This is a genomic window from Bdellovibrio sp. GT3 (assembly GCF_037996765.1).
In the GTDB taxonomy this organism is placed as follows: Bacteria; Bdellovibrionota; Bdellovibrionia; order Bdellovibrionales; family Bdellovibrionaceae; genus Bdellovibrio.
The window spans coordinates 1258665-1281748 of sequence record NZ_JBBNAD010000005.1; the positions used below are offsets into that span (position 1 = coordinate 1258665).

Here is a 23084-nt window from a genome sequence, read left to right on the forward strand (position 1 = left end):
ACAATTACTGTTTGATGGCAGCACTCCATCTAGTATGCTTAGAACATTCATACAGTGGTCGGTATAAATGCCGAGCGAAAGGAATCCCATGAGCGCACTCAATCAAATCGAATTCAACAAAGCAGACGGCAAGAAAGCAACTTTGGCTGATTACAGCGGCAAGGTTCTATTGGTAGTTAATGTGGCTTCAGAATGCGGACTGACTCCGCAGTACGAGGGACTTGAAAAGGTTCATCAAAAATACGAATCCAAAGGCTTTCATGTGTTGGGGTTCCCAGCGAATGAATTCGGCGCTCAAGAGCCTGGCACGAATGAGCAGATTCAGGAATTCTGCCGCACGCAATTTGGCGTTAAGTTCCCGGTCTTTGCAAAAATGGTGGTGAAGGGCGAAGGGCAGCATCCACTTTACAAGCAACTGACTTCTTTGCAGCCAACAGCGCAGCAGGTCCCGGATGGAAAACTAAAAGGCGTTCTGGAGGAGCACGGTCTTCTTTCGGGCGGTCCTTCTGAGATCATGTGGAACTTCGAAAAGTTTTTGATCGGTAAAAATGGCAAAGTGGTTGCGCGTTTTGCTCCAGACATGACTCCGGAAGATGCAACAATCATCAAAGCCATCGAAGCAGAGTTGGCTCGCTAAGCATGTCCAGGGTTCTGCTTCACAATCCCAGCTGCAGCAAAAGCCGCGAGGCCGTTGAAGCTCTTCGATCCGAGAAAGATCTAGAGGTGCGCAAGTATCTGGAGAAACCATTAGATGAAGCAGAACTTCGTGAATTAATCAAAAAACTCGACACTCCGGTGTCGAGTTTGGTTCGCATCAAAGAGTCCCTATTCACCGAAGCGCCCTTCGACGTAAACAACCCTGAAGAAGTCATTGCAAACCTGGCGGAAAAACCAAAACTAATGGAACGCCCAATTCTGGTTTCCGACAGCAAAGCCACCATCGGCCGGCCCCTCGAAAAAATCCTGCCAGCTAAATAGTTCTCCTGTATCCCGTCGATTTTCTATTCTCGATTCTCGTCCCAAGCGGTACGCTTGGGATAGGGGGTTTCAGTGAAAAACATCTTTGTCGCAATACTTGTAGGCTTTCTTCCTCTTTGTTCATTTGCCCAGCCGCAGGCTGAAATTGAAATGATGCAGCCATTGTCTTTGATGGGGCAGGATCAATACTACCGCTTTGATTTCGGAGCGACGTTTGTGAACTCCCGCAAGTATGTTGATTTTACGGTGACTTCAGCCGGGGATGAGCCCTTGGAATTGAAAAAGCTTTTGATTGCGGGTTCCTGGTTCAACGCTTCCACGAACTGTCCGGATTCTCTTCCTGTGGGACAGAAGTGCACAGTTCGCACGTTCTTCTGGCCCCGTGAAAAGAAAATGTATTCCGGGCGCCTGTATATGGTTTTTGCTCACGGCCGCTCGATCGTTAACTTATACGGCCGAGGAATCTAATTCTTCCTCTGTAGGCTTCCCTGTTAGTTCCGCCCGGAATACCGGCGTGTAAACGGGGAATGCTCCTGCCAGTTTGGATTCATACAGCACAATTTCATTCACCTGCAGTTTGCCGAAGCTTTTGCGTTTAAACGGAGAAAGCATGTCTTTAACACTGCGAGGGTTGCGCAGGCGACCAATCGTTAAGTGTGGTTTAAATTCCCTTTGATCAATAAAAGTCAGAAGTCCGCGTTCTTTTAGGATTCCATCCAGCAGATCCTTGAACTCACCCAGGCATTTTTTGTTTTGAACGCCCAACCACAAAGTTCGGGCATCGTGTTCGTTTGAAAAGGCTCCCATGTCTTCGATCTTCAGTTGAAAGGGTTGCGTCTGTGCGCAAGCCTCCTGCAAAGCCAGACCTAAGGCTGGGATGTTCTCTTCTGGGCAATCGCCAAGGAAGCTGATGGTGACGTGAAAGTTGTCCAAGGGGACCCACTTGATCACCATTTCCTTTTGATCCGCATTGATTCGCAATTTTTTGTAAGTCGGCAAGAAGGTTGTCGAAAGGGGATCCGTCGCGTTCAAGGCAAAGAACAGGCGTTTATTCATAAATTCATTTTAGCAGAAAATCCCGGTTCACCAAGACGAATTCTTGTGAAGACTGATAAACTAACAAAACGGGGAGGAAATTTATGATTGTGATGACTTCCAAAATCCAAGTGAAAGCGGACCGTGAAGCCGAGTTCGTTGGTTTAGCAGCAATAATGGTCAATCCCGCCCGTGCCGACAAGGGTTGCATCAGCTATGAATTTTATGAAGATCCACTAGAGCCAGGTGTATTTATGTTTATTGAAACCTGGAAAAGCTGGGAGGATTTGAATTCTCATCTGGAAAAGCCCTACACGAAAGAATTCTTCGGGCTTCTGCCAAAATATGCGGTCATTCCGCCCACCATCACGACTTACGAATCGCGTGGCGGGCAACCAATGACCCTTTAGGATTTGGTCGAATCGTTCTCTTTTTTCTGTGGGAATAGAAGTGACAAAGCCACCGATCCACCGATGAAAAGAGCGATAATTGCCAATGAAATACCGATTGGGAAGTGACCACCGAACAACTTGTTCAACCAAGTCATTTTCAATCCCACGAAAATCAACGTGAATGCCAGGCCGTACTTCAACAAGTGGAACTTGTCGACCACTCCAGCCAACAGGAAGTACAACGAACGCAATCCCAGGATCGCAAAGATATTGGAGGTGAACACTATCAAAGGCTCTTTAGTGACGGCAAAAATCGCAGGGACGCTATCCACTGCGAAGATAACATCCGTGAACTCAAGGAAGATTAAAGCCACAAATAACGGAGTCGCATATTTAAGACCGTTCTGAGTTACGAAGAAGTGATCTTCATGCATGCGGTCTGTGATGCGGATGTGCTTGCGCATGAACTTTAGCAGCCAGTTATTTGACGGATCCACTGAACCTTCGCTTTGGAACATCATCTTGATACCAGTGATTATCAAGAAGACACCAAAAATCAGAACCACAGCTTGGTACTGCATCAGGATTGAACCCAAGGCAATAAAGATCGCGCGGAAGATCAGGGCACCGATGATACCAAAGAACAAGACACGGTGCTGGTACTTGGCTGGAATTCCAAAGAATCCGAACACAACCACAAACACGAAGATATTATCGACCGACAGGGCCTTTTCAATCACATAGCCGGTCAGGAACTCCAATCCGACTTGATTGGCTATCGCTTGGTCGCCAAACTTGAATAACGTGTAGGCATACAGAATTCCGTTAAATACCAATGCCAGCGAGATCCAAGCAATGGACCACGCTGTGGCTTCTTTAAAGCCAACCGCATGGGAATGCTTATGGAAAACTCCCAAGTCCAAGGCTAACATGCCGATAACGAAAACGAGGAATCCTAGGTAAAACCACCAATAATCTGCAAATGGAAATAATAAAGTCTGATCCAAAGTAAAATCTCTCCTTAACTAATCCTGTCAATGTACACGATATACTACCTTCTTAAAAATAGATAAACTATAACAAGTTATTCGTTTTTAACGAAGGAGTCACTTTGGCGGCCGATCTTAAAACTCAGAGTTCACAATGGCTTAACTATCACCACCTGCTGTATTTCTATACGATTGCTCAGGAAGGCAGCATTGCCAAGGCGGCAGAGAAGCTCAACGTCGGTCAGCCCACGCTTAGTACACAATTGAAGCAGCTGGAAGAGTCATTAGGGAAGCGTCTTTTTGAAAGATCCAAACAAAGACTGCATATGACAGAGGCCGGTCGGATTGCTTTTGAGTACGCGCAGCAGGTTTTCAATCTGGGCGCAGAAATGGTGGAGGTCCTTCAGGATCGTTTGCAGAATAATCGTGTGCACGTTCAGATCGGCGCGCTGGACAGCGTGCCAAAGGACATTACTCACAAGGTGATCATGCAAGCGTATAAAGCCGGAAACTGCAACGTATCGGTTGTCGAAGGCGCCGGGGATCAGCTATTGCGGGAGCTAGAGAATCATCATGTTGATCTATTGTTGTCGAACTATATTCCCAGTGTGGATTTTCAATCAGTGTATTCGAAATCCATCGCGAAGCTTCCCGTTGTCGTTTGCGCATCAGAGAAATTCAAACATCTTAAGAAAAACTTTCCACAAAGCCTTGAGGGGCAGCCCTTCGTGGTTCCAACCGTACACAGTCGATTGCGTCGGGAGATCGATCACTATTTCAAGGTGAATCGAATCAAGGTGGATCAGGTGGCGGAAATCCAGGACACGAGCCTGCAGACATTGTTAGGGGCAGAAGGAGTTGGGTTGATTCCGGTGGCAGATGCTGTTGCCAAAAAACTGACGAAGGATGGAAAGCTGATTGTACTTGGAACCTTGAAAGGTGTTTATGAGGAAATCTGGTTGATGGCCGCGAATCGAAAAATTGAAAATCCGATTGCGGCCCAGGTAATGAAAGAGTTCTCGTTGGACTAGCTACTCGCAGATGGCTTTCAAAATTCGGAAAGCCGTAAATTCAAATTCTGAAACTTTGCCGGGCAGTGAAAATTGCAGTTGATTCCAGGATTGTGTTTCTGTTTCTTCGACATTTTCAATTCCGGCATCAGTCAGAAGTCCATTCAAAGCCTTGGCGCATTCGGCTTTGGTGGCTTTTTTTATAGTGGCGCGATCCAATGCCACGATCAAATCAACCAGCTCAGATGATTCTGCATCATAAGATTTATTGTTCAGTGACGCCTCACCAATCTGATCCGCTCTTTGAATTACAAGCTGTTTGAACTCCCGGGCCAAATTCATCTGTTGGCGTTTATCTGTGGAGGCCTCAATGGAAGCCACTGACTTTTCAATCAGATTCTTGCTGTAGGAATCATTCAATGCCCAGGACAATGATGGCGCAAGCAATACGACGGATAAAAATGAAGTGATTAGTTTAAGCATGAGCCCCCCGCTGCACCATCCTCAACCAGGTCAAGCTTGGTTTGGATTTTTGCATAGTAGTTGGCAGTTTCTTTGATTCGCGCGCTGGAGCCCGCATTTCCTTTATTAGGGTAGGAACGTGCGTATTCCCGAAGTTCTGCCAAAAATGTATCAGCATTTGTGACTTTCTTTTTCGCATATTTGGTCGTCAGCAGCTTGGTTAGCGGCGTTTTCAATCCTGCGTAACCCGTGTTGTGGGACCAAACCATAGTCGCACGTTTGATTTTGGCAAGTTCATCCGCTGAAAGTGCAAACTTGGCTTTCATTTTTGAGTCGTTGAAAACGTTATTGTCGAAGTAGTCAGTGGCTTCTTTAAGAGCCGCATAAGTGTAGATCATGTTGGTAACAGGATTGCCTTCAGTGATTGAGATACGATCACAGGAGTTTTTTGCACCCATGCGTTTATCTTCAGCCAGGAACTCATTGGCAAGCTTGTGGCAGCGGGCATCTGGATGAGACTTTAGATACTCTTCTGTTTCTGAGATCATTTTATTAACGGCAGTGATTGCCGGCTGAGTAAATTGACCGATACCACCGGCACCTGTTTTGGACATGATATTAACGTGAAAGCCGGACTCAACCGTGATCATACCAAACACTGTACGGATATTTTGTTTTTGAGCCGCAACGGATTCGCCTTCACCAATGTAGTTTTTCATACATTGAGAGACGACTTCAAAGCTGTTGTTAACCAAAGTAAAGTAGTTTTCACTCACGCAAGGACGGGCTGGGGCGTTCTTGGATTTGCCACCAGAGCAGGTTTTATAGTCCACCACCGGACCCGAAGCAGCACTTTGCAGATACATGGCCGTTTCGATACAAACCGGACGGATGATGGGTTTCTTATTAATTGGAGTTCTGATCAGGGCTCCCAGGTAAGAGGCGCTTGTTTTCTTTCTTTCAAGGGCTTCTTCCATATAGTTGTTTTTTGGGGAGCATTGATTAAAGCGCATCTCTGCAAAGTCACTCGCCTTTGAACAGTTTTTACAAGAAACTGCATCTGCGGTGTCGCCTCTGCTGAATGCAAGCAGATCATTCACTTTATTCATTCTGTCAACTTTTTGAACTGCGGCTTTTGATAGAGACTCTTCGGCTGCTTTTGAAACCTTGGCTTTTTTCGCTACCGGAGTCGAAGGAGTGGATTTGGGCGCAGTTTTCTTTGGCTTTGGGGCGCTCTTATCCACAGTTTGGAGAGGATATATTTTTTCAACATACTTAGAAGACGCCAAGTCTATAAGTTCAAAAGTACCGCTATTTGAGGACGTCATTACAGTGACTCCACATGTGGCAATCAAGCTGAATTTCAATATAGTGTTAGTCCATTTCATAGGCATGATTCTCCTCACCTTTTTGGAGGAGCAAGATCATTGCCAATAAGTCATATGTGATTTCGGTATCTTAGAGCTGAATTCGCTGTCTCAAACTGAGACAGACGGAGTTGGTGACGTAAAGTGTCCTGTCCCTGACAGAATCAGAACACTTAACGTTAAGAGTGCGAATGATATTTACTTTTGAATAACGATGAAAAGATTCACGCCCAGAGGCTCTTTTTCCACCCACATTTTCGAACCGAGGCCATCGAAGACGCGAAGCAAGTCAGTCTCTGTACGGTAAATCAAATGCCAATCAAGAAACAGCTCCAGGAAGGGACCGTATTTGTAGTTTTCCGCGCAGAAGTTTCCGATGATGATTTTTCCGCCAGGTTTTACAGCATCCAGCATGCGCTCAGCAGTTCGGCGCGCAATAGGTTCTGTAAAGTAGTCAAACAAACCTGCAGTGTATATCAGATCATAGTCTTTCTGCGGGAACCCCTGGGAAATGATGTTCTTGATCGCCAGATTGGAAAACTTGAAGCCGAATCCCGACTGAACTTTGCGATCAATGGTATTAAGTTGGCGGTGAGCATGCTTCAAGGATTCTTCATCCTGATCGACACATGTAAATTCAGCATGGCGGTCCAAAAATTCAGGACAGTTTTGTAAAAAGATCTGCTGCTCTTTTGCAGGACCGCTGGCGATGGACATGATTTTCAAATTCTGTTCTGCCGAAGTGTCCTGGAAAAGTTCACGAATCTTTTTTGCCAGATATTGACTGCGGTTACGGACAGCGGTTCCGGATGCGTCTTCCACGAAGTACTTGTGAATGCATTGATCGTACAACGTTTTGCCTACGACCTCGTCGCGGTAAAGCTGATTCATCATTTCGTAGTCACCGGCATAACCACGCGGCTTGTGGTAGGCACGATGAGCGAACGGAGCGCCCCACAGTAGCGGTCCCATTTGCTCACGGGCAAAGTTCATGGCCCATTTCAGCTGGAATTTGCTCATGCCTTTCAAAAGACCGGGAATAAGCGGGTAGCTGGGGCTCAGTGCCGAGTTCATATACTTGGCAAAGGCCTCAGCCACGGCTTTACGGAATTCCATTTCCTTGTGGAAGTCGTGAAGGGGTTTGCTTTCTTCAATCCGGTCGATGCGAGGTTTTAAGTTGGCCAGGAAATCACGCAGCTCATAGATGAAAACTTTGAACTCCACCGGCAGTTGGGCCACCGCATGGGAGTAATTGTTTTGTTCTTCCATGGCCAGATGGGCCGCTTCGTGAGCTTTGATCAGCTCGACGTTCAAAGGTTCGTTCATGATGTCCAGACCGATAATGATCTCGCCGTTTTTTGAGTCAGCCAGGCGCTCTGACTGGGTCCAACGAACCTGCAGGGATTGCAGGTGAGAGTCCTTGAAGTGAACGGCTCCGGATGTGGAGAGGTTCGCTTTGATGAGCTCTTGCACCATGGGAAGTTCTTCGGGTGTCACGACAATGGAGCAGCCAAAGATGCTTACGTCGTGAAGGGGGGCTCTGAATTTTTCAAAGTTAAGGAAAAAGGATTGTGGTGTCAGAAGGCTGCGGTCCTGTCTGATGGATCGCAGTTGTGCGTTCTTATCGACGCTGAAGTTCTCTTGTTGTAATGCCGACTCGCCCATGAAAGTTCCTCTCGGTAAGACATTGATAGCTTCAATTATCTTTGAGGAATAAACGGAAAACCAATTAGTCCCGTTGTTGGGCAGCAAACTCTGGACGTAAATCTATTATTGATTTGTATGAGGGAATAAAAAAAAGCCCGCTGGATGCGGGCTTTGAGATTCTTTTTAGACTTTTTGTAGGTGGAGCTTCCACATTTTCATGCCCATTTGGAACTCGATGTGGGCAACTTCAATTTCGTGGCGCAATTCTGCAAGTTTTAGATCGTACGCCTCTTTCAGCTCTTCACGTTTACGAGCAGCATCTGCTTTGAACTGTTCGTAATCTTCACGAAGCTTTTTGATCTTGGCCTGTGCTTCGATGATTTTCTCTCTCATCATAGTCAGGTGTTCATCTGCAATACCCACTTTTTTAAGCTCTGCAGATTCAGCCTGCAAGCGGGCTTTCAGGATTTCCACATTTGAAATCTGACGAAGTTTGTAAGCCAAACCCATCACATTCAAAGTTTTGATCACCCATTTTGTCGGATCCCAGTGGTACCACTTGATACCATTGCGATAGTCGATCTGAAACTTGTGATGGAAGTTATGGTAACCTTCACCGTGAGTCAGAACCGCGACAAACCACGAGTCACGAGCAGAGATCTCTTTGGAGTAGGTTTGCTTGCCTAGTGTATGGCACAAAGAGTTCACAAAGAACGTGCTTTGTTGTGTAAGGAATATTCTTAGCCCGCCAGCGATTACCAGACCACCCAACCAAGAGCCCATAGCAGCACCAATCAAAGTTGGAACCACGAAGCCCGTAGCGATAGCCACCCAGCCGTAATATTTGTGCTGAAATTGAACCATCCAGTCTTTTTCAAGATCTGGGGCTTGGATTTTTTGATCAACAGAGTCCTTAAAGAACATCCAACCCATGTGTGCATACCAGAAGCCTTCGTTGATGTTGTAAGGATCTTTTTCGCCATCAATATGAGTGTGGTGACGGCGGTGATCAGAAGACCATTTCAAAGCCGAACCTTGGAATGCGGAAGCACCGATCAAAAGAAAGATCGCTTTCGCAATAGGATGGGCGTCATAGCTTTTATGAGAAAACAGGCGGTGATAACCAGCAGTGATGCTTAGATTTGTAGCTGCTGCGAAAATCAAAGCAAACAGAGCAATTCCCCACTCAAAACCTTGAGTGTAGAAATATACTGGCAATAGAATGAATGTAACCAGTGGATTCAGAGTCAAAAAGAGGGCTACCGGCCATTCAATTTTTTTCTTTTTCATTTATACCTCTGCCTTAAAATCTAACAGACCAGCAATATTTTCGATACATAATTCCCTTGCTGCTTGTGGTTGTAGGCGTGGGATGCCGTTATAAGATAGTTGAAAGGCTTGCTGGAAGCACCTTGTTATTTCTGAGCGTGGCTAGGAGTGATTTGAGGTGAGTATCAAAGTTTATTTTTTTTCGTAAACTAAGGGGTAAATAAGACCTTTGTCCCAAAGTCATTTCGCAAAATAGATGGTAGCGTCAATACATGTACATCGATGTGGTGCGACCAGAATCTTGGGATGAACTGAATGACTCTTTAAAAACGCAAATGGGATTGCCTGATCCATTGCGAGCTCGTGCCTATAAAGGTATCGCTCATGCGGTATTTGAAATTACCCAAGGCAGCGCCCAGTTCATGGCTCACAAAAAAGCCATTGGATATATCAAAGGACAAACGCCGGTCTTCGATCATCTTCTGCCATACTACTACAAAGAAACTTACGAAGTTAATTTGCTTTCGCACTTGCAGTTGCAGGACGTAAGATCGTGGGCGGATGGCTTGAAAAAAGACACGAATTTTGTCGTCTTTGCCGAAGATCATCCGGTGACGGGCGAGTTGTATCCCTTCGTTGATGAGCTCGATAAGATACTGAATGAAAAACGTATTTATTCATTTAGAATTTCACATGCCAATCACTTTCACGAGCAACCACAAATCCGGCCCTACTCAGTAAGACTGTGTTCTGTTTCCAAGGAGCTTGCAGTTGCCGTTCTGGGGGAGCGTTTTCGCTGTCCCCCGATGATGGTGCAAAGTATGGAGTGGAATCATGCTGAAGCTTTGCAGGAAGCACTCCTGGCTGGCGAAGGTCGAAAGTTGAATCCACCACTCATTGGCACCTTTGAGTCTGCATTGAGTGACGTGGCCCAGCCGTACTTCAATTCTGAACAATCCCGGTTGTATGATCGTGCGGTTATGGTTTTTAAAGATACCAGTGCCGAGGCGTTGGCGGAAAAGACATTTGCCAAGCTGGGAATCAGTAACGAAGAAGGCTGGTGTGAAGTTGACAGCACGAATATGTGCCACTGGTCCGGAGTTAAAATGTTTTCCACGTGGTGGGAGCCCCAGCCCTCCAGCGAAATATTGCGGGGCTTGCTGATCGCAGGCCCTGAAATCCTGCAGAATCCTCAATTTGTGAAGGCTTTGCGCGAAAGTTACCAAGAACTCCTTGAAGAGCAGACTTGGACCGTTTAGATATGGGGAATGTCCCAGCAAAAGGATAAATTCATTATTTTACGCAAAATGAAGTACGGTGAGTCCGACTTGATTTTGCACGCCATTTCTCCGCAAGGGGAAAAGCGTTCCTTTATTGCCCGTGGGGCTTTAAAAAGCAAAAAACGCTTTGGCGGCGGAATTCTGGAGCCCACTCACTTCGTGACGTTCACGTACAAAGAAAGCACCGAAGAAGGAAAACTGAATACCCTGCAGGAAGCATCATTGATCAATGACTTCGCGGGGATTCGTCAGGACTATGACCATCTGGAATTCGCGTTGCACGTTTTGGATTGCGTAGCCAAAGTTTCCCAGGAGGGTGATAAACACTCCGACTTTTTGTTTAATCTTCTGGGACACACTTTAAAATCGATTGAAAATGCCAAAGATGTTTTGGTTTTGAAAATGCATTTCTATTTGCGTTTCCTGCTTCAGCAAGGCGTGATTCAACCGGAACCCTGGATGGCGCCATTCCTTAGAACAAACCTGGCCGACACAAACTCGTTGCTGGAATATCGTCAGGTTGTCGACGAGGAATTGAACAACGTCGAAAACATGGTTCGCCATTATATCGCTCACGCCGTGATTTAGAGATAACAGAATTATAGCTCCGGTTCTGCGCCTCCTGATTTGTATTCACTTGGTGGAGTCTTTTCCGTAGATGTTGTTTTCTTTTGCGTGGCAGCTTCAGGTTTCAGTTCAATGGTTACCTTTTCTATTTTACCGGTGAATTTAAAAGGCAATTCGTAAGTGAAATCAATCGGTGAGCCAGAGTCCATTCCAACATCAAGTCCTTCAATGATGGACATCTTAAGGGGAATCGTCTTCTCAAGACGGCCTTCAACAAGTGATTCGCCGTTACAGCTCATTTTAAGTTTGCCGCCCTTTCCAAGTCCTCCGCCATCATAAGTGAATTCAACGGTTAGAACTGACTTGCCTTTTGGAAGACTCTTTTTGGAAGTGAAAGTAGGTCTCTCCAGGGACAGGAAGTTATAAACGAACGAAGGCTTCCCATTTCGGAGATAGAGTCCGTAACCACCACCGTTACCACCGTGAGTGATGATCATTCCGTTGGCGTTCTCGTCTGGTAAATCCACGGCAGCGGAAATCACCCATGATTTATTCAGAATGGATGGAGCTGAACTGTCTGGTAGGCCAACCATGCCTTCAAAATATTCAATTTTAGTGCGACCTTGAGTTAAGCTCGGGCGTCCCATAAGTTCATCGCTTAAACGTACAGTGCCTCGCCAATCCAGAGGCAAGACTTGATATTTAGCGGCCTCAACCCACCACAAATCCTGTAGTTCCCGCAGCTTTTCCGGATGCTTTTGGCTAAGATCATTCGCCTGGGAAAAATCCTCGGTAATGTTATAGAGCTCCCATTTCGCTTTGTCTGGATTGAAATCTTTCTCGTTGCGGTTTGCTTCCCAAGGTACGAAAGACGGGGAGGAAGCCATCCAACCATTGTGATACAAGCCGCGATTGACGGCCAATTCAAAGTACTGGGTTTTTCTTTTTGATTCAGCTTTTGCATCTTCGAAGGTGAATGCGAAGCTGATACCCTCGATGGGTTTTTGCTGAATTCCGTTTAGCAAGGCTGGCGGTGTGATACCGCAAGCTTCATAGATGGTTGGCGCAATATCAATGACATGCAGGAACTGATTTCTTAATCCGCCTTTATCTTTGATTTTCTCCGGCCACGAAATGACCATCGGATTTCTGGTTCCACCGAAATGACTTGCAACTTGCTTGGTCCATTGAAATGGAGTGTTCATCGCATGTGCCCAGGATGATGGGAAGTGATTGAAGTGTTTCGGACCACCTAACTCATCGATGGCTTTTAAATTGTCCTCCCACTTTTCGGAAAGGCCATTGAAAAAGACATTTTCATTGAGGGAGCCTTCAAGTCCGCCTTCGGCGCTGGAGCCATTGTCCCCCAGTATATAGATAATCATCGTGTTGTCAGCGTCTGGAAGCTGTTTTACGGCGTCGATAATTTTACCCATCTCGTGATCGCAGTGCGCTCCGTAAGCTGCGAAAACCTCCATCATGCGACTGTACAGTCGCTGTTGATCTGCATTCAGTGAATCCCAGGCCGGCAGCCCACGAGAGCGTTCAGTCAGCTTCGTATCCGCAGGAACAACACCCAGTTTTTTTTGCCGATCCAGTGTCTGCTCGCGATATTTGTCCCAACCCATATCAAATTTGCCTTTGAATTTTTCAATCCAATCTTTGGGGGTGTGATGGGGAGCATGAGTGGCTCCAGGTGCCACATACAAAAAATAGGGACGATCAGGTGCAATGGATTTAGCCTTATGCACCCATGTGATGGCCTTCTCTGCGAGATCAGAAGTCAGATGATAATCTGGATCTGGAGAGCGAGGTACCAGCTTGTGGTCTTCATAGAGAACGGGATTCCAATGGTCCATGTCTCCGCCATTAAATCCGTAAAAGTAGTCAAAGCCCAATCCATTCGCCCATCGATCAAAGGGTCCCACGGCGCTTGTTTCCCACGTGGGCGTATTGTGGTTTTTACCAATCCAGGCAGTCATGTAGCCATTTTGACGAAGGACCTCTCCGACGGTGCCGCAGCTCTTTGGAAGTATGCAGGTATACCCGTCGTATCCAGTTGCTGCTTCAGTAATACCTGCAAAAGTTGCGGAGTGATGATTGCGGCCCGTGATCAAAGCGGCACGGGTGGGACTGCAAAGGGCTGTGGTGTGAAAGGTGTTGTAGCGAAGTCCTTCGGCCGCAAGTTTATCGACTGTGGGTGAAGGTACACCGCCGCCAAAGGTGCTGAATTGACCAAACCCCGTATCATCCAAAAGAATCAAAACGATGTTGGGGGCGCCTGCCGGTGCGGCTACCGGTTGGGGGAACTCTGCAGGATCGGAATCAAATACGGTACGTCCCACACTTCCAGAAAAGTGAAAATCATCACGGGGTAAAATCTTGGGAGTTGGGGAAGATGGCTCATTATTTGACTTTGAATCTTTAGGCTTCACAAAGACCTCCAGTACGAAGCAAAGCATCTCGCAATCAAAATAAATTTAAATAGGAGGCAGATATAGCAGCAACGCAATATTCAAAGATTTGTGAGGACTCAAGCGAGGACTGACTTTCACCCAGTGAGAGGTGACAGAGACTCTAGGGCTTTCCTTTGCCGAGGGGATGAAGCGACTCCATCGTTCGTGCTAATTGATCGATGCCCAGATGGGTGTACTTTTCCGTCGCTTGCAGGCTTTCGTGACCAAGCATTTCCTGTAGTGTTCTTAAGTTTGCACCACTCGATAATAGGTGAGTGGCAAAGCTGTGTCTTAGGGCGTGGGGATGCAGCGGTTTTAAAAGACCAGCGCGTTGCCCACTCTTTCGAACCATTTCGTAAGCAGTTCTTTGCACCAGCGGTTTTTCACCGAAAATAAAATCATCAAAGCCACATTCTTTTTTCCAGCGCTGCAAAACCTGCACAGTCATCTGGGGAAGCGCGACCACACGTTCTTTGTTTCCCTTACCCAGCACGCGCAAAGTTTTTTGCGGTAGTTGCACGGAAGACCAACGCAGATTGCAGGCTTCGCTGATACGCAGACCACCACCGTAAAGAAGTAAGAACAAAACTTTCTCATTCAAGGGCACTTGATGTTCACGATCAAAGGTGTGAAGCACAGCAAGTGCTTCATCAACACTCAAAAAATGTGGCAGCTTGCGAGGCACCTTCGGGCACACCACCTGTATCGCGAGATTCCGCTCCAGCAGATTCTCTTCCGTGTAGGCCCAGTTAAAAAAACTCTTCAAAGTGGCGGCTTTTCGGTTCCGGGAAGCCAGAGAAAGGGAGGCCCAACGGTTGAAAGCAGCCCGCACCGAACCCATCAATTCGGCCTCAGACCATGAGGTTTTCTCGGATTGTGAGTTTTTGTCCAACTCGAAGGCCTGCTGCAAATCGAGGGTGTAGTGCTTGATTGTAAGGGGCGAGGCCGATTTGACAAAGGCCATGTATTTCAAATACTTATCTATATTTTTAGAGAGCTGAAAAGCCTTGCTCATAAGCACCCTGAAGTGTCGGCTCCGGGCATGACGGATAAAAAAAATATAACGCCATGCATTTTTTTTATTGAAAAAGGTACAGGACTAAGGTTATAACTCAATGCGTCGGAAGCGTATCACACTGAGTCATTCAAAGTGAGACAGCTACCAAAACTCTTTAGAAGAACGTTACCGAAAGGTGGAGCCATGAACGATAACAATTCTACGATCCTGCCCTCTTCTCAGAATGCTAACCAAATCATGTGGAATACAAACACAACTTCCAAAGTGATGGAAAACAAGACCATCGTCTACACTTCTGAAGTTATGGGCAACCTGATGAAAATGATCGATCGCGTAGCTCCATCTGGCGCGAATATCCTGGTACTTGGTGAGTCAGGTACAGGTAAAGAGTTGATCGCTCGCTCCATCCATGAGCGTTCAAACCGTAAAAACAAACCATTTATCGCTATCAACTGCGGAGCTCTTCGCGAAACATTGCTAGAGTCTGAGTTGTTCGGTCACGAAAAAGGTTCTTTCACTGGCGCTTACAACCGTAAAATCGGTTTGGCTGAAGCTGCTAACGGCGGGACATTGTTCCTGGACGAAATCGGTGAACTTGATCCAGCTATCCAGGCTAAACTTTTGCGCTTCATCCAAGAAGGCGAAATGTTCCGCGTAGGCGGCAAAGAGCCAATCAAAGTTGATATCCGTCTGATCTGTGCGACGAACCGTGAGTTGGATCAAGAAGTTGTTCGCGGTAACTTCCGTGAAGACCTTTTCTATCGTATCAACACGATCGTAGTAAGTGCTCCGCCACTTCGTCGTCGTAAGGAAGACATTCCTTCTTTGATCAACCATTTCTTGAATAACTCTCAGCATGCATACTTGAACCGTGGTCGTTCAGTTTCTGAAGACGCGATGAAAGTTTTGATGAAATACGAGTGGCCAGGAAACATCCGTGAACTTCAAAACGTATGTGAGCGCCTTCAGATCCTGTCTGACGGTCACATGATCATGTTGAACGATCTTCCAGAGAACATCAGAAACCCTGAGACTCAAAAAGACGTGATCGAGTATGATCCAAACATGACTTTGCATGATCTTGAGAAGCGTTACATCTTGAAGGCTCTTCAGCACTTCGGTGGTAACAAAACTCAAGCGGCAAACAACTTGGGTATCACGATCAAGACTCTTTATAACAAACTTCATGAGTACGGCGAGTTCGAAAAATTCGCAGTTCACACGAAGCCAGCTAAGTAGGTCTACACTCCGACTTCGTCGGAGTAGGTCTTCACTTCCCAAAATTAAATAACGTTCTATGGCTCAGTGGGGTTCCTCTCTCTTCCCTCACTGGGCCTTTTTTATTTGGATGGGCTGGGAAGTGCTTTTTAGGGCGGCGGGGATTGTCTCTGTATAAGACGTTTACAGCTGGGTGTGTGTTTATTTCAATCTGGGGCTGGTCTGGATCCTGCTTTGTAAGTTGGTGTTGAAAAACTAACTTTTAGCCCTTGATGGGCGTAACGAGGCGGAATTATGAAATCATTTAAAGTTTTTATCGCAACAGCTGTAGTCACTTTGAGTGCTTCCATCAGTGTTGCAAGCATGTCGCAAAACTCCCAACAATATTCAGCGTGTGTGAATGAACTTGCCCGTATCGGTTTTACGGATATTGCCCAGGTTCAGCGCTCTTGCTTTTCCGGTCTTCGTGAGGACGGTCTTGGGTATGCGGCTTGTATGGCAAATATGACCATTATCGGTCTTCCGTTGGGTACCAGTCAGTTGGCGCCAAAACAAAAAGGCATCACGGCTGCTGAGGTTTGCACGGCAGGTACAGATTCTCAATTCCTGAATTGTGCATTTAACCAGGTTCAACAACAGGGTAGAACTGCTGAGGAAGCGGTTCGCTCTTGCCCAAATCAATTCTACCGTCCACAGAATACGGTGACGAATGGTGCTGAGTTCTCCCGCAAGTCAGACGAAGTGATTGTTCAGGAATCTATTGACGACCTGGTCAATAACTACGGTGGCAGCAGACATTCCACTTACACTGCTCCAAGAGCACAACAGCCTTCCCAAGAGTCTCAGCCAACGTACGAATCTCAACCAGCTTCCGGCACAGTTTACTCTGACCTTCCAGAAGTTGAGTAATCAGATTTTGGCGACCGCGGCCTTGATGTCAGTTGTGTCGTGATACAGTCCAAAACCAAATCGTAAACGTGAGCCCCGGGAGTCCGTCATAAGACCCCGGGTTTTCATTTCTTTGACCAGCTGTGAAGTCGCTTCAGTCGATGGCAGATTGAAAGTTAAAAAGTGACCGTGATTTTTCAAGTTATCCTGGATTAGGTTCTGACGGTTCACCAGGGGATGATTCACTTTTGCAAGTTCCTCAAGAAACAGCTGTTGATTGTTCTGAATCAAAGTGTGAATCCTGGTGATGTCCAACCCCTGATCCTTGAAAGTTTCAAGAGTGGCAATCAATCGATACATTCCGGAAAAATCCATGGTGCTGCCGGCATACTGATAAGCATCGGTCGGATAGCCGACTTCGTTGCCGATCGCTGACAGTTTCGAGAGCTCTGCAAACCAACCGGTATACATCGGACGGTGACGGGTGCTTGGTGGGACATAAAGGAAGCAACAGCCTTCTCCACCCTGTGCATATTTATAGGATCCGGCGACATAAAATACCTTCTCCTGAATGGGCTTCAGGTTCAGGGGCGCCGCCATGAACGAATGATAGCCATCGATCACAAAAGGAACATCGGAAGGGGCATCCTTCACAAGTCTTTCAACATCGCAGACCAATCCCGAATTGAAGAATACATGGCTAAGGAAAATCATATTCCAATCTGAGGATTCCATGGCTTGTTCGAAGCGTTCGTGAAATGTGTCGAAGGGGAGAGTGGGGATTTTCACAACTTCAAAATGAGGAAGTTCTGCAAGGCGGCTGACCTGGCGGTCGAACGAGTAGAATTCAGAATCTGTGGTTAGAATCCGGACTTTCTGATTCCAATCCAGGGAACTCAATAGTCGGAAAACAAACTCGTGGGTATTCGGAGCAAATACTATTTGCTGGGAATGTGTCAGATTCAAAACGTCAGAAATAAGTCTTTGAGCTTGAGGAACCTTGACTGAAAAGATGTGGGACCATTTGTCGTCGACATATTTGGCGCAATCGTCCCAGTATTGAAGCTGGGCTTCGCGAGTCACGTCAGGCCAATAGTGATGGCTGTGGCTGGCAAAATGGAGCAGGGTGGGATTCGCTTCTGTAAATCGACGATAAAGATGTTTGTACATGCAGCGATGATAATAAAAAAGGGAGTCGTTGACTCCCTTTTTTTGATTGCGATGTGCAATTAATGACTAGAAGTAACCTTCGCCGTCTTCATCTTCATCTTCGTCGTCTTCATCGTCGTCATCAGAAGATTCTTGCATGTCGTCTTCAGACTCTTCATCTTCCATGTCTTCGAAAGATTCATCAGATTTTTCTTCAGATTCGTCATCAGACCACTCGTCGTCAGAAGAAACAGTTTCCTCTTCGATATCAACCATAGCATCCATTTCAGTTTCATCGTCGAAATCAGAAGCGATTTCAACCGGTGCTACTGCTGCTACTGGTTTAACTGCTTTTTCAGCTTTTGCTTTTGGAGCGGCAGCTTTTTTAGGAGCAGCTTTTTTCGCTGCAGGCTTTTTAGCGGCTTTCTTAGGAGCAGCTTTTTTTGCAGCAGCTTTTTTAGGAGCGGCCTTTTTAGCTGGTTTAGCAGCTTTCTTAGCTACTTTTTTCGCAGGCTTCTTGGCAGCTTTTTTCGCAGCCTTTTTCGCCGGTTTAGCAGCTTTTTTCGCTACTTTTTTAGCTGGTTTAGCAGCCTTTTTAGTTACTTTTTTAGCAGGTTTTGCTTTTGCTTTTTTCTTTGCCATGGCGTTGCTCCCTCGAGGTAGTCGTATGTATAAAACGAATGCCCTCATAGACTAACGAGGTTTATTAGGTGAGGCAATTCAAATTGAATTCTCAACATTTGGTCTGGTTTTTCAGAGGAGAAACTCATTTCAAACAGGAAATAAAAGTAGCGAACAAAAGTTTTTACTCCACAGGACACACCGGAGTTGGGGATCAGGCAGGAGGGGACGGTATGGACGCTTTGGTCGCCTAAGTATCTGATTTCATTGCTGGAATAAAAAAACCCGGCAAGTTTCCTTGCCGGGTTTAAGTTCTTTAAGTAACTTCGTTCAGTCCGTTGAGCCGAAATTAACCGATTAGTTTCAAAGCCAATTGGTTAGTTTGGTTCGCTTGAGCCAAAGTTGAAGTACCAGCTTGCAACAAGATGTTGTTACGAGTCATCTCAGAAGAAGCCTGAGCTACGTCAGTATCACGGATACGTGAGTTAGCAGCAGACATGTTCTCTTGAGCTACACCCAAGTTATCAACAGTTGAAGTCAAACGATTTTGAAGGGCACCCAAGTTAGCGCGTGTACCATTCACAGAAGTTTGAGCTTCATCAAGCATGGATAGAGCTGATTGTGCACCGTCTTTAGAAGAAAAGTCGATACCAGCTAGACCCAAAGAGTCCAAAGTAGCTACGTTTTCGCTTGCTTTGAAGGAGATACGATCTTCTTCAGCATTGTTACGGATACCTACTTGGAAATCGAAGCTTGGTGAAGAACCATCCAACAATTTCGTTGTACCCCAAGTTGTAACGTTAGCGATACGTTGCATCTCGTCTTTAAGTTGAACAACCTCTTTATTCAACATACCGCGCTCTTTGTCACCGATAGTGTCAGAAGAAGCCTGGATACCAAGCTCACGTAGACGTACGATGATGTTACCGATTTCATTCAAGCCACCCTCAGCAGTTTGAACCATGGAGATACCATCGTTCGCATTACGTTGAGCTTGTGCAGCAGAGCGGATCTGAGCTTTGAAGCTTTCAGAGATCGCCAAACCTGCAGCGTCGTCAGCAGCTTTATTGATACGGCTACCAGAAGCCAATTTTGCCATTGAATCGTTGATAGTTCTTTGTGAACCAACCAAGTTTCTTTGAGCGTTAATTGCAGCGATATTTGTTGTTACTCTCATTCCCATTTTAAAATCCTCCGTTAAAATTTATTTTTCATATTCATTACCTTCCTTGATTTGTTTTTTGGGAGAGCAGAACCTACTTCTGCTTGCCCGGCACTGACATCCGAGTCTGTGCTTTGGCCTTTAGCCTTTTAGTGGACCATGCTGTGCTAGATGTCTTCGGGTCTCTCAACCTCTTGTTCCAGCGCACAGCTTGAACAATCTGTTGTTCATTATTATTTCATCCTTGAAGGCCCTCCTTTCGGTATTAGCAAGAGAGTGACCTTCTCTCTTGACTCCTTCTGAGTGAATCTTTGATGTGATTAAGATCGGGATCTGAATGCGAGTCTTGACAGGACGAGAGGCGGGTTTTGTATTTTTTAAACAATACTGGTCAAAGGCCGGATCTGGATTTCAGGACTAAGATTTGTCCTGAATCACTAAGATACAGTACTTTCAGAGGGAAAAACGGCGTTCCCCACGACTTTGAGAGAGTCAATTTTTCGAATGGGACGTCGGTTGTGGCAATACAGGCAGGTGTTTCGACAAAGGCACTGTGCTCATTGGTAAAAAAATCTGACAATTTGTGAATGGAAATTGAAAAATACACTGAGCCACATCAGCGGTCACTTGAGGATGTGTTGAAATCGTCGCCCTCTGTAAATCAGGGCCTCACTTCGTTGGAAGCGGAGCTGCGTTTGCAGGCGAATGGTCCCAATGTTTTTCCAACCAAGAAGCCGCGGCCATTGTGGAAGATATTTCTGGGGCAATTCGCCAGTCCATTGATCTATATACTTCTCGCTGCTGGAGGTGTGGCACTTGCAATTGGTGACACACGCGATGCTCTTTTTATCGCAATCATACTTCTGATTAACTCAGTCATAGGCACCACCCAGGAAAAGGGGGCGCAGAACAGCGCCCTGGCGTTGAAACGAATGGCTGAAACCAGATCCATGGTTATGAGGGATGGGCGACAGATGGAGATCCCATCCGAAGAAATAGTACTGGGTGATGTTGTTTATCTGGAGTCGGGAAATAAAGTTCCCGCGGATTTGCGCCTTATCAATACACACTCTCTGGAAGTCGACGAGTCCCTGCTGACCGGCGAGTCCCTTACTGTGGTCAAGGACGCGTCTGGCCAGTTTGCGGAGCATGCATCTCTGGGGGATCGCAAGAACATGGCTTTCACCGGATCTTTGGTGGTTCGCGGGCGGGCCACCGGTCTGGTCACTGCTGTAGGATTGCAGTCGGAGTTGGGTCGAATCGTCAACTCATTGAACTCGGAGGAGTCAGCGGGTACGCCGTTATTGATCCGCATGAAGAAGCTAACACACAAAATCGCCATTGCACTCCTCGTGGTGACGGCTTTGATGGCGGTCTTTCTGTTTTTGAAGGGCTATGGATACTATGAGGTTCTTGTGTTCAGTGTGGCCCTGGCAGTATCCGCGATTCCTGAAGGATTGCCGGTGGCGTTGACAGTGGCATTGTCTGTTGCCAGTCGCCGGATGGCCCAGCGAAATGTCATCGTAAGAAAACTTCCTGCCGTCGAGGCCTTGGGGTCTTGCACATATATCGCCACCGATAAAACGGGAACATTGACCGTAAACCAAATGACTGTGCGAAAAATCGTGGCGCCGGATGGTGAGCAATTCGATATTGAAGGAAGCGGCTTGGATCCGGGCTCCAAGAAATTCGACAATGTACACATGGAATCACTGGTTCGATGTGGTGTGCTTTGCAACGAGGCCAAACTCTTTTTTCAGGAAGGCAAGTGGACAGGGCATGGTGATGCTGTGGATCTGGCATTTTTGGTGCTTGGAGAAAAGGCCGGAGTTAATCCATCCGATTCGGGTGGTTTGGTTTCTGATATTCCTTTCGAGCCTGAGCATCAGTTTGCGGCGACACTGCACGAAGGAAATGATCATAAACGGATTCTTTCAGTAAAGGGTGCTGTCGAGAAACTGTTGCCCATGTGTGACAGTATGCTCGTGCAGGGACATAAGCATCGCATAAATACAGACGCTATTTTAAATCAGGCCGATGAGTTGGCGGAAGCCGGTTATCGGGTTTTGGCTTTGGCCGGACACATGGTATCCCGTTCGGAGAGTGAAATTTCCAAATCCCCGACAGGACTTGTGTTCTATGGACTGGTTGGAATGATAGATCCTTTACGTCCCGAGGCTGCCAAAGCCGTCAAGCAATGCCAGCAAGCCGGAATTCGTGTGGCTATGGTCACGGGGGATCATCCAAAAACTTCTTTGGCGATCGCACGGGAATTGGGGTTGGCGCAGACCATGGATGAGGTTGTTTCCGGACCTGCGTTGAAGCAAGTTGAAAGTGAAGATCAGCTTTCGAAAATGATTCTGGAGGGGCGAGTCTTCGCTCGGGTGGAGCCCCAACAGAAGCTGCAGATTGTGCAGCATTTAACTCAGAAGGGATTTTTCGTGGCGGTCACCGGCGATGGAGCGAACGATGCTCCGGCGTTGAAAGCCGCCAACGTCGGAGTGGCAATGGGTCTTAGTGGAACAGATGTCGCAAAGGAAACAGCGGATCTGATTGTTGCTGATGACCGGTTTTCCTCGATTGTTGCGGGGGTCGAACAGGGCAGAATCGTCTATAACAATCTCCGCAAAGTCGTGTACCTGCTAATTTCAACGGCCGCGGCAGAAATTCTGATTTTTGTTCTAAGCTTTGTCTTCAACGCTCCGATGCCGCTGACCGCGGCTCAGATTCTTTGGCTTAATTTGGTCACAAACGGAATCCAGGATATTGGATTGGCATTTGAGCCGGGCGAAGGCGACGAACTGGCCCATCGTCCAAGAAAGCCCAATGAATCCATATTCGACCGATTGATGATGGAAAGAGTTCTGTTGTCGGCAATCGTAATCGGTGGAATAGGCTACTGGTACTTCCATCAATTGGTTCAAAGTGGGGTGGGTATTGAAGCAGCCCGTAACAACCTGTTGCTGTTCCTGGTGATATTCGAAAACCTGATGCTGGGGAATTGTCGTTCAGAAGAAAAGTCCATCTTCAAGCTCAATCCGTTACGCAATAAGTTCCTTCTCGGCGGGGCGATACTTGCCCAGGGCATTCATATCGTGGCTATGTATACACCGGGGTTGAATATCCTGCTTGAGGTCGGTCCAGTTCCAATCGGTGAATGGGCTCGAATGTTTGCAATGGCGCTGGCAGTTCTGGTGGTCATAGAAGTGCACAAAATGATCAAAGCGCGGGGAATCAAAGCTCAGCTTGCAAGCTCTTAGTCGATCTCGATAAAGCGGCAGAAGGCCATATTTCCAGAAAGCTCGTACTGGTGAGTTTGAGTGGCTTTTAAGTGATGTTTTGTATCATATCCCAAAGTGCATTTTACAGTTTCGCTGGCAAAGTGCGTGCAATCCTCGCAGGAAAAGCGCGTGTCGAATTTCAGAAAGTCCGTTGGATTGACCCGGTCCTTATGAATGGAGGGACGGATGCGAGGCTGGGATTTACCTTTTCCTTTAGGGTTCACTATACCTTTAGGATTAACAATACCTGGCATTTTATAAAGTCCTTGGAGTTGACATTGGCAAAATAGACCTC

Annotated in this window: 22 protein-coding genes; 10 read left to right on the forward strand and 12 right to left on the reverse strand. The window is 46.6% G+C overall.

The window, feature by feature from the left end:
• The first annotated feature begins 88 nt into the window (after positions 1-88).
• From AAAA73_RS13505 to AAAA73_RS13515, 3 genes are all read left to right on the forward strand, one after another.
• Entirely contained in the window at positions 89-637 is a 549-nt protein-coding gene (locus tag AAAA73_RS13505) for a glutathione peroxidase (RefSeq protein ID WP_340598995.1), read from the forward strand.
• 2 nt (positions 638-639) lie between these two features.
• Positions 640-978 carry an ArsC/Spx/MgsR family protein gene (locus AAAA73_RS13510; protein WP_340598996.1) on the forward strand — a complete coding sequence of 113 codons (339 nt, stop codon included), beginning with the start codon at positions 640-642 and terminating at the stop codon, positions 976-978.
• A gap of 72 nt (positions 979-1050) precedes the next feature.
• Entirely contained in the window at positions 1051-1446 is a 396-nt protein-coding gene (locus AAAA73_RS13515; protein ID WP_340598997.1) for a hypothetical protein, read from the forward strand.
• Here AAAA73_RS13515 and thpR read toward each other — a convergent pair.
• A complete protein-coding gene (gene thpR / locus AAAA73_RS13520; RefSeq protein ID WP_340598998.1) occupies positions 1426-2034 on the reverse strand; it encodes an RNA 2',3'-cyclic phosphodiesterase in 609 nt (202 codons plus the stop codon). The two genes, AAAA73_RS13515 and thpR, sit on opposite strands and share 21 nt — an antisense overlap.
• 83 nt (positions 2035-2117) lie before the next feature.
• On the opposite strand from thpR, the gene AAAA73_RS13525 reads away from it, so the two are divergent.
• The gene (locus AAAA73_RS13525) at positions 2118-2423 is read left to right on the forward strand and encodes a putative quinol monooxygenase (RefSeq protein WP_340598999.1); all 306 of its coding nucleotides are present in this window, start codon (positions 2118-2120) and stop codon (positions 2421-2423) included.
• Here AAAA73_RS13525 and AAAA73_RS13530 read toward each other — a convergent pair.
• Positions 2420-3412, reverse strand: a complete 993-nt coding sequence (locus AAAA73_RS13530; protein WP_340599000.1) for a TerC family protein — start codon at positions 3410-3412, stop codon at positions 2420-2422. The genes AAAA73_RS13525 and AAAA73_RS13530 overlap by 4 nt on opposite strands.
• 104 nt (positions 3413-3516) lie before the next feature.
• Here AAAA73_RS13530 and AAAA73_RS13535 point away from each other — a divergent pair, with 104 nt between their 5' ends.
• On the forward strand, positions 3517-4425 hold the full coding sequence (locus AAAA73_RS13535; protein WP_340599001.1) for a LysR family transcriptional regulator: 909 nt from the start codon (positions 3517-3519) through the stop codon (positions 4423-4425).
• On the opposite strand, the gene AAAA73_RS13540 is transcribed toward AAAA73_RS13535, so the two are convergent.
• The 4 genes from AAAA73_RS13540 to AAAA73_RS13555 form a co-directional block, all read right to left on the reverse strand.
• Positions 4426-4887 carry a hypothetical protein gene (locus AAAA73_RS13540; RefSeq protein WP_340599003.1) on the reverse strand — a complete coding sequence of 154 codons (462 nt, stop codon included), beginning with the start codon at positions 4885-4887 and terminating at the stop codon, positions 4426-4428.
• Positions 4875-6254 carry a hypothetical protein gene (locus AAAA73_RS13545; RefSeq protein ID WP_340599005.1) on the reverse strand — a complete coding sequence of 460 codons (1380 nt, stop codon included), beginning with the start codon at positions 6252-6254 and terminating at the stop codon, positions 4875-4877. Before AAAA73_RS13545 ends, AAAA73_RS13540 begins: the two co-directional genes overlap by 13 nt.
• A gap of 177 nt (positions 6255-6431) precedes the next feature.
• Positions 6432-7898, reverse strand: coding sequence for a class I SAM-dependent methyltransferase (locus tag AAAA73_RS13550; RefSeq protein ID WP_340599006.1), 1467 nt, complete (start codon positions 7896-7898; stop codon positions 6432-6434).
• Positions 7899-8063: 165 nt separating this feature from the next.
• Positions 8064-9170: a fatty acid desaturase gene (locus tag AAAA73_RS13555; RefSeq protein WP_340599008.1), complete on the reverse strand. Its 1107-nt coding sequence runs from the start codon at positions 9168-9170 to the stop codon at positions 8064-8066.
• A 251-nt stretch (positions 9171-9421) separates the two neighbouring features.
• On the opposite strand from AAAA73_RS13555, the gene AAAA73_RS13560 reads away from it, so the two are divergent.
• Positions 9422-10408 carry a hypothetical protein gene (locus AAAA73_RS13560; RefSeq protein ID WP_340599010.1) on the forward strand — a complete coding sequence of 329 codons (987 nt, stop codon included), beginning with the start codon at positions 9422-9424 and terminating at the stop codon, positions 10406-10408.
• 9 nt (positions 10409-10417) lie between these two features.
• Positions 10418-11017: a DNA repair protein RecO gene (gene recO, locus AAAA73_RS13565; protein ID WP_340599011.1), complete on the forward strand. Its 600-nt coding sequence runs from the start codon at positions 10418-10420 to the stop codon at positions 11015-11017.
• Between the two features lie 11 nt (positions 11018-11028).
• On the opposite strand, the gene AAAA73_RS13570 is transcribed toward recO, so the two are convergent.
• A complete protein-coding gene (locus AAAA73_RS13570) occupies positions 11029-13431 on the reverse strand; it encodes an arylsulfatase (protein WP_340599013.1) in 2403 nt (800 codons plus the stop codon).
• A 142-nt stretch (positions 13432-13573) separates the two neighbouring features.
• A complete protein-coding gene (locus AAAA73_RS13575; RefSeq protein WP_340599015.1) occupies positions 13574-14467 on the reverse strand; it encodes a tyrosine-type recombinase/integrase in 894 nt (297 codons plus the stop codon).
• A gap of 186 nt (positions 14468-14653) precedes the next feature.
• On the opposite strand from AAAA73_RS13575, the gene AAAA73_RS13580 reads away from it, so the two are divergent.
• Complete coding sequence (locus AAAA73_RS13580; RefSeq protein WP_340599017.1) at positions 14654-15709, forward strand: sigma-54 interaction domain-containing protein; 1056 nt, start codon at positions 14654-14656, stop codon at positions 15707-15709.
• 273 nt (positions 15710-15982) lie between these two features.
• Positions 15983-16597, forward strand: coding sequence for a hypothetical protein (locus AAAA73_RS13585; RefSeq protein WP_340599019.1), 615 nt, complete (start codon positions 15983-15985; stop codon positions 16595-16597).
• Here AAAA73_RS13585 and AAAA73_RS13590 read toward each other — a convergent pair whose 3' ends face one another.
• The 3 genes from AAAA73_RS13590 to AAAA73_RS13600 all read right to left on the reverse strand — a co-directional run bounded on the left by AAAA73_RS13590 (position 16598) and on the right by AAAA73_RS13600 (position 19529).
• The gene (locus AAAA73_RS13590; RefSeq protein ID WP_340599021.1) at positions 16598-17746 is read right to left on the reverse strand and encodes an aminotransferase class V-fold PLP-dependent enzyme; all 1149 of its coding nucleotides are present in this window, start codon (positions 17744-17746) and stop codon (positions 16598-16600) included.
• A gap of 66 nt (positions 17747-17812) precedes the next feature.
• Entirely contained in the window at positions 17813-18367 is a 555-nt protein-coding gene (locus AAAA73_RS13595; protein WP_340599022.1) for a hypothetical protein, read from the reverse strand.
• A 328-nt stretch (positions 18368-18695) separates the two neighbouring features.
• On the reverse strand, positions 18696-19529 hold the full coding sequence (locus AAAA73_RS13600; protein ID WP_340599023.1) for a flagellin N-terminal helical domain-containing protein: 834 nt from the start codon (positions 19527-19529) through the stop codon (positions 18696-18698).
• A gap of 566 nt (positions 19530-20095) precedes the next feature.
• Here AAAA73_RS13600 and AAAA73_RS13605 point away from each other — a divergent pair.
• On the forward strand, positions 20096-22768 hold the full coding sequence (locus AAAA73_RS13605; protein WP_340599024.1) for a cation-translocating P-type ATPase: 2673 nt from the start codon (positions 20096-20098) through the stop codon (positions 22766-22768).
• Here AAAA73_RS13605 and AAAA73_RS13610 read toward each other — a convergent pair.
• Complete coding sequence (locus AAAA73_RS13610) at positions 22765-23043, reverse strand: hypothetical protein (protein ID WP_340599025.1); 279 nt, start codon at positions 23041-23043, stop codon at positions 22765-22767. The genes AAAA73_RS13605 and AAAA73_RS13610 overlap by 4 nt on opposite strands.
• Positions 23044-23084 lie beyond the last annotated feature (41 nt).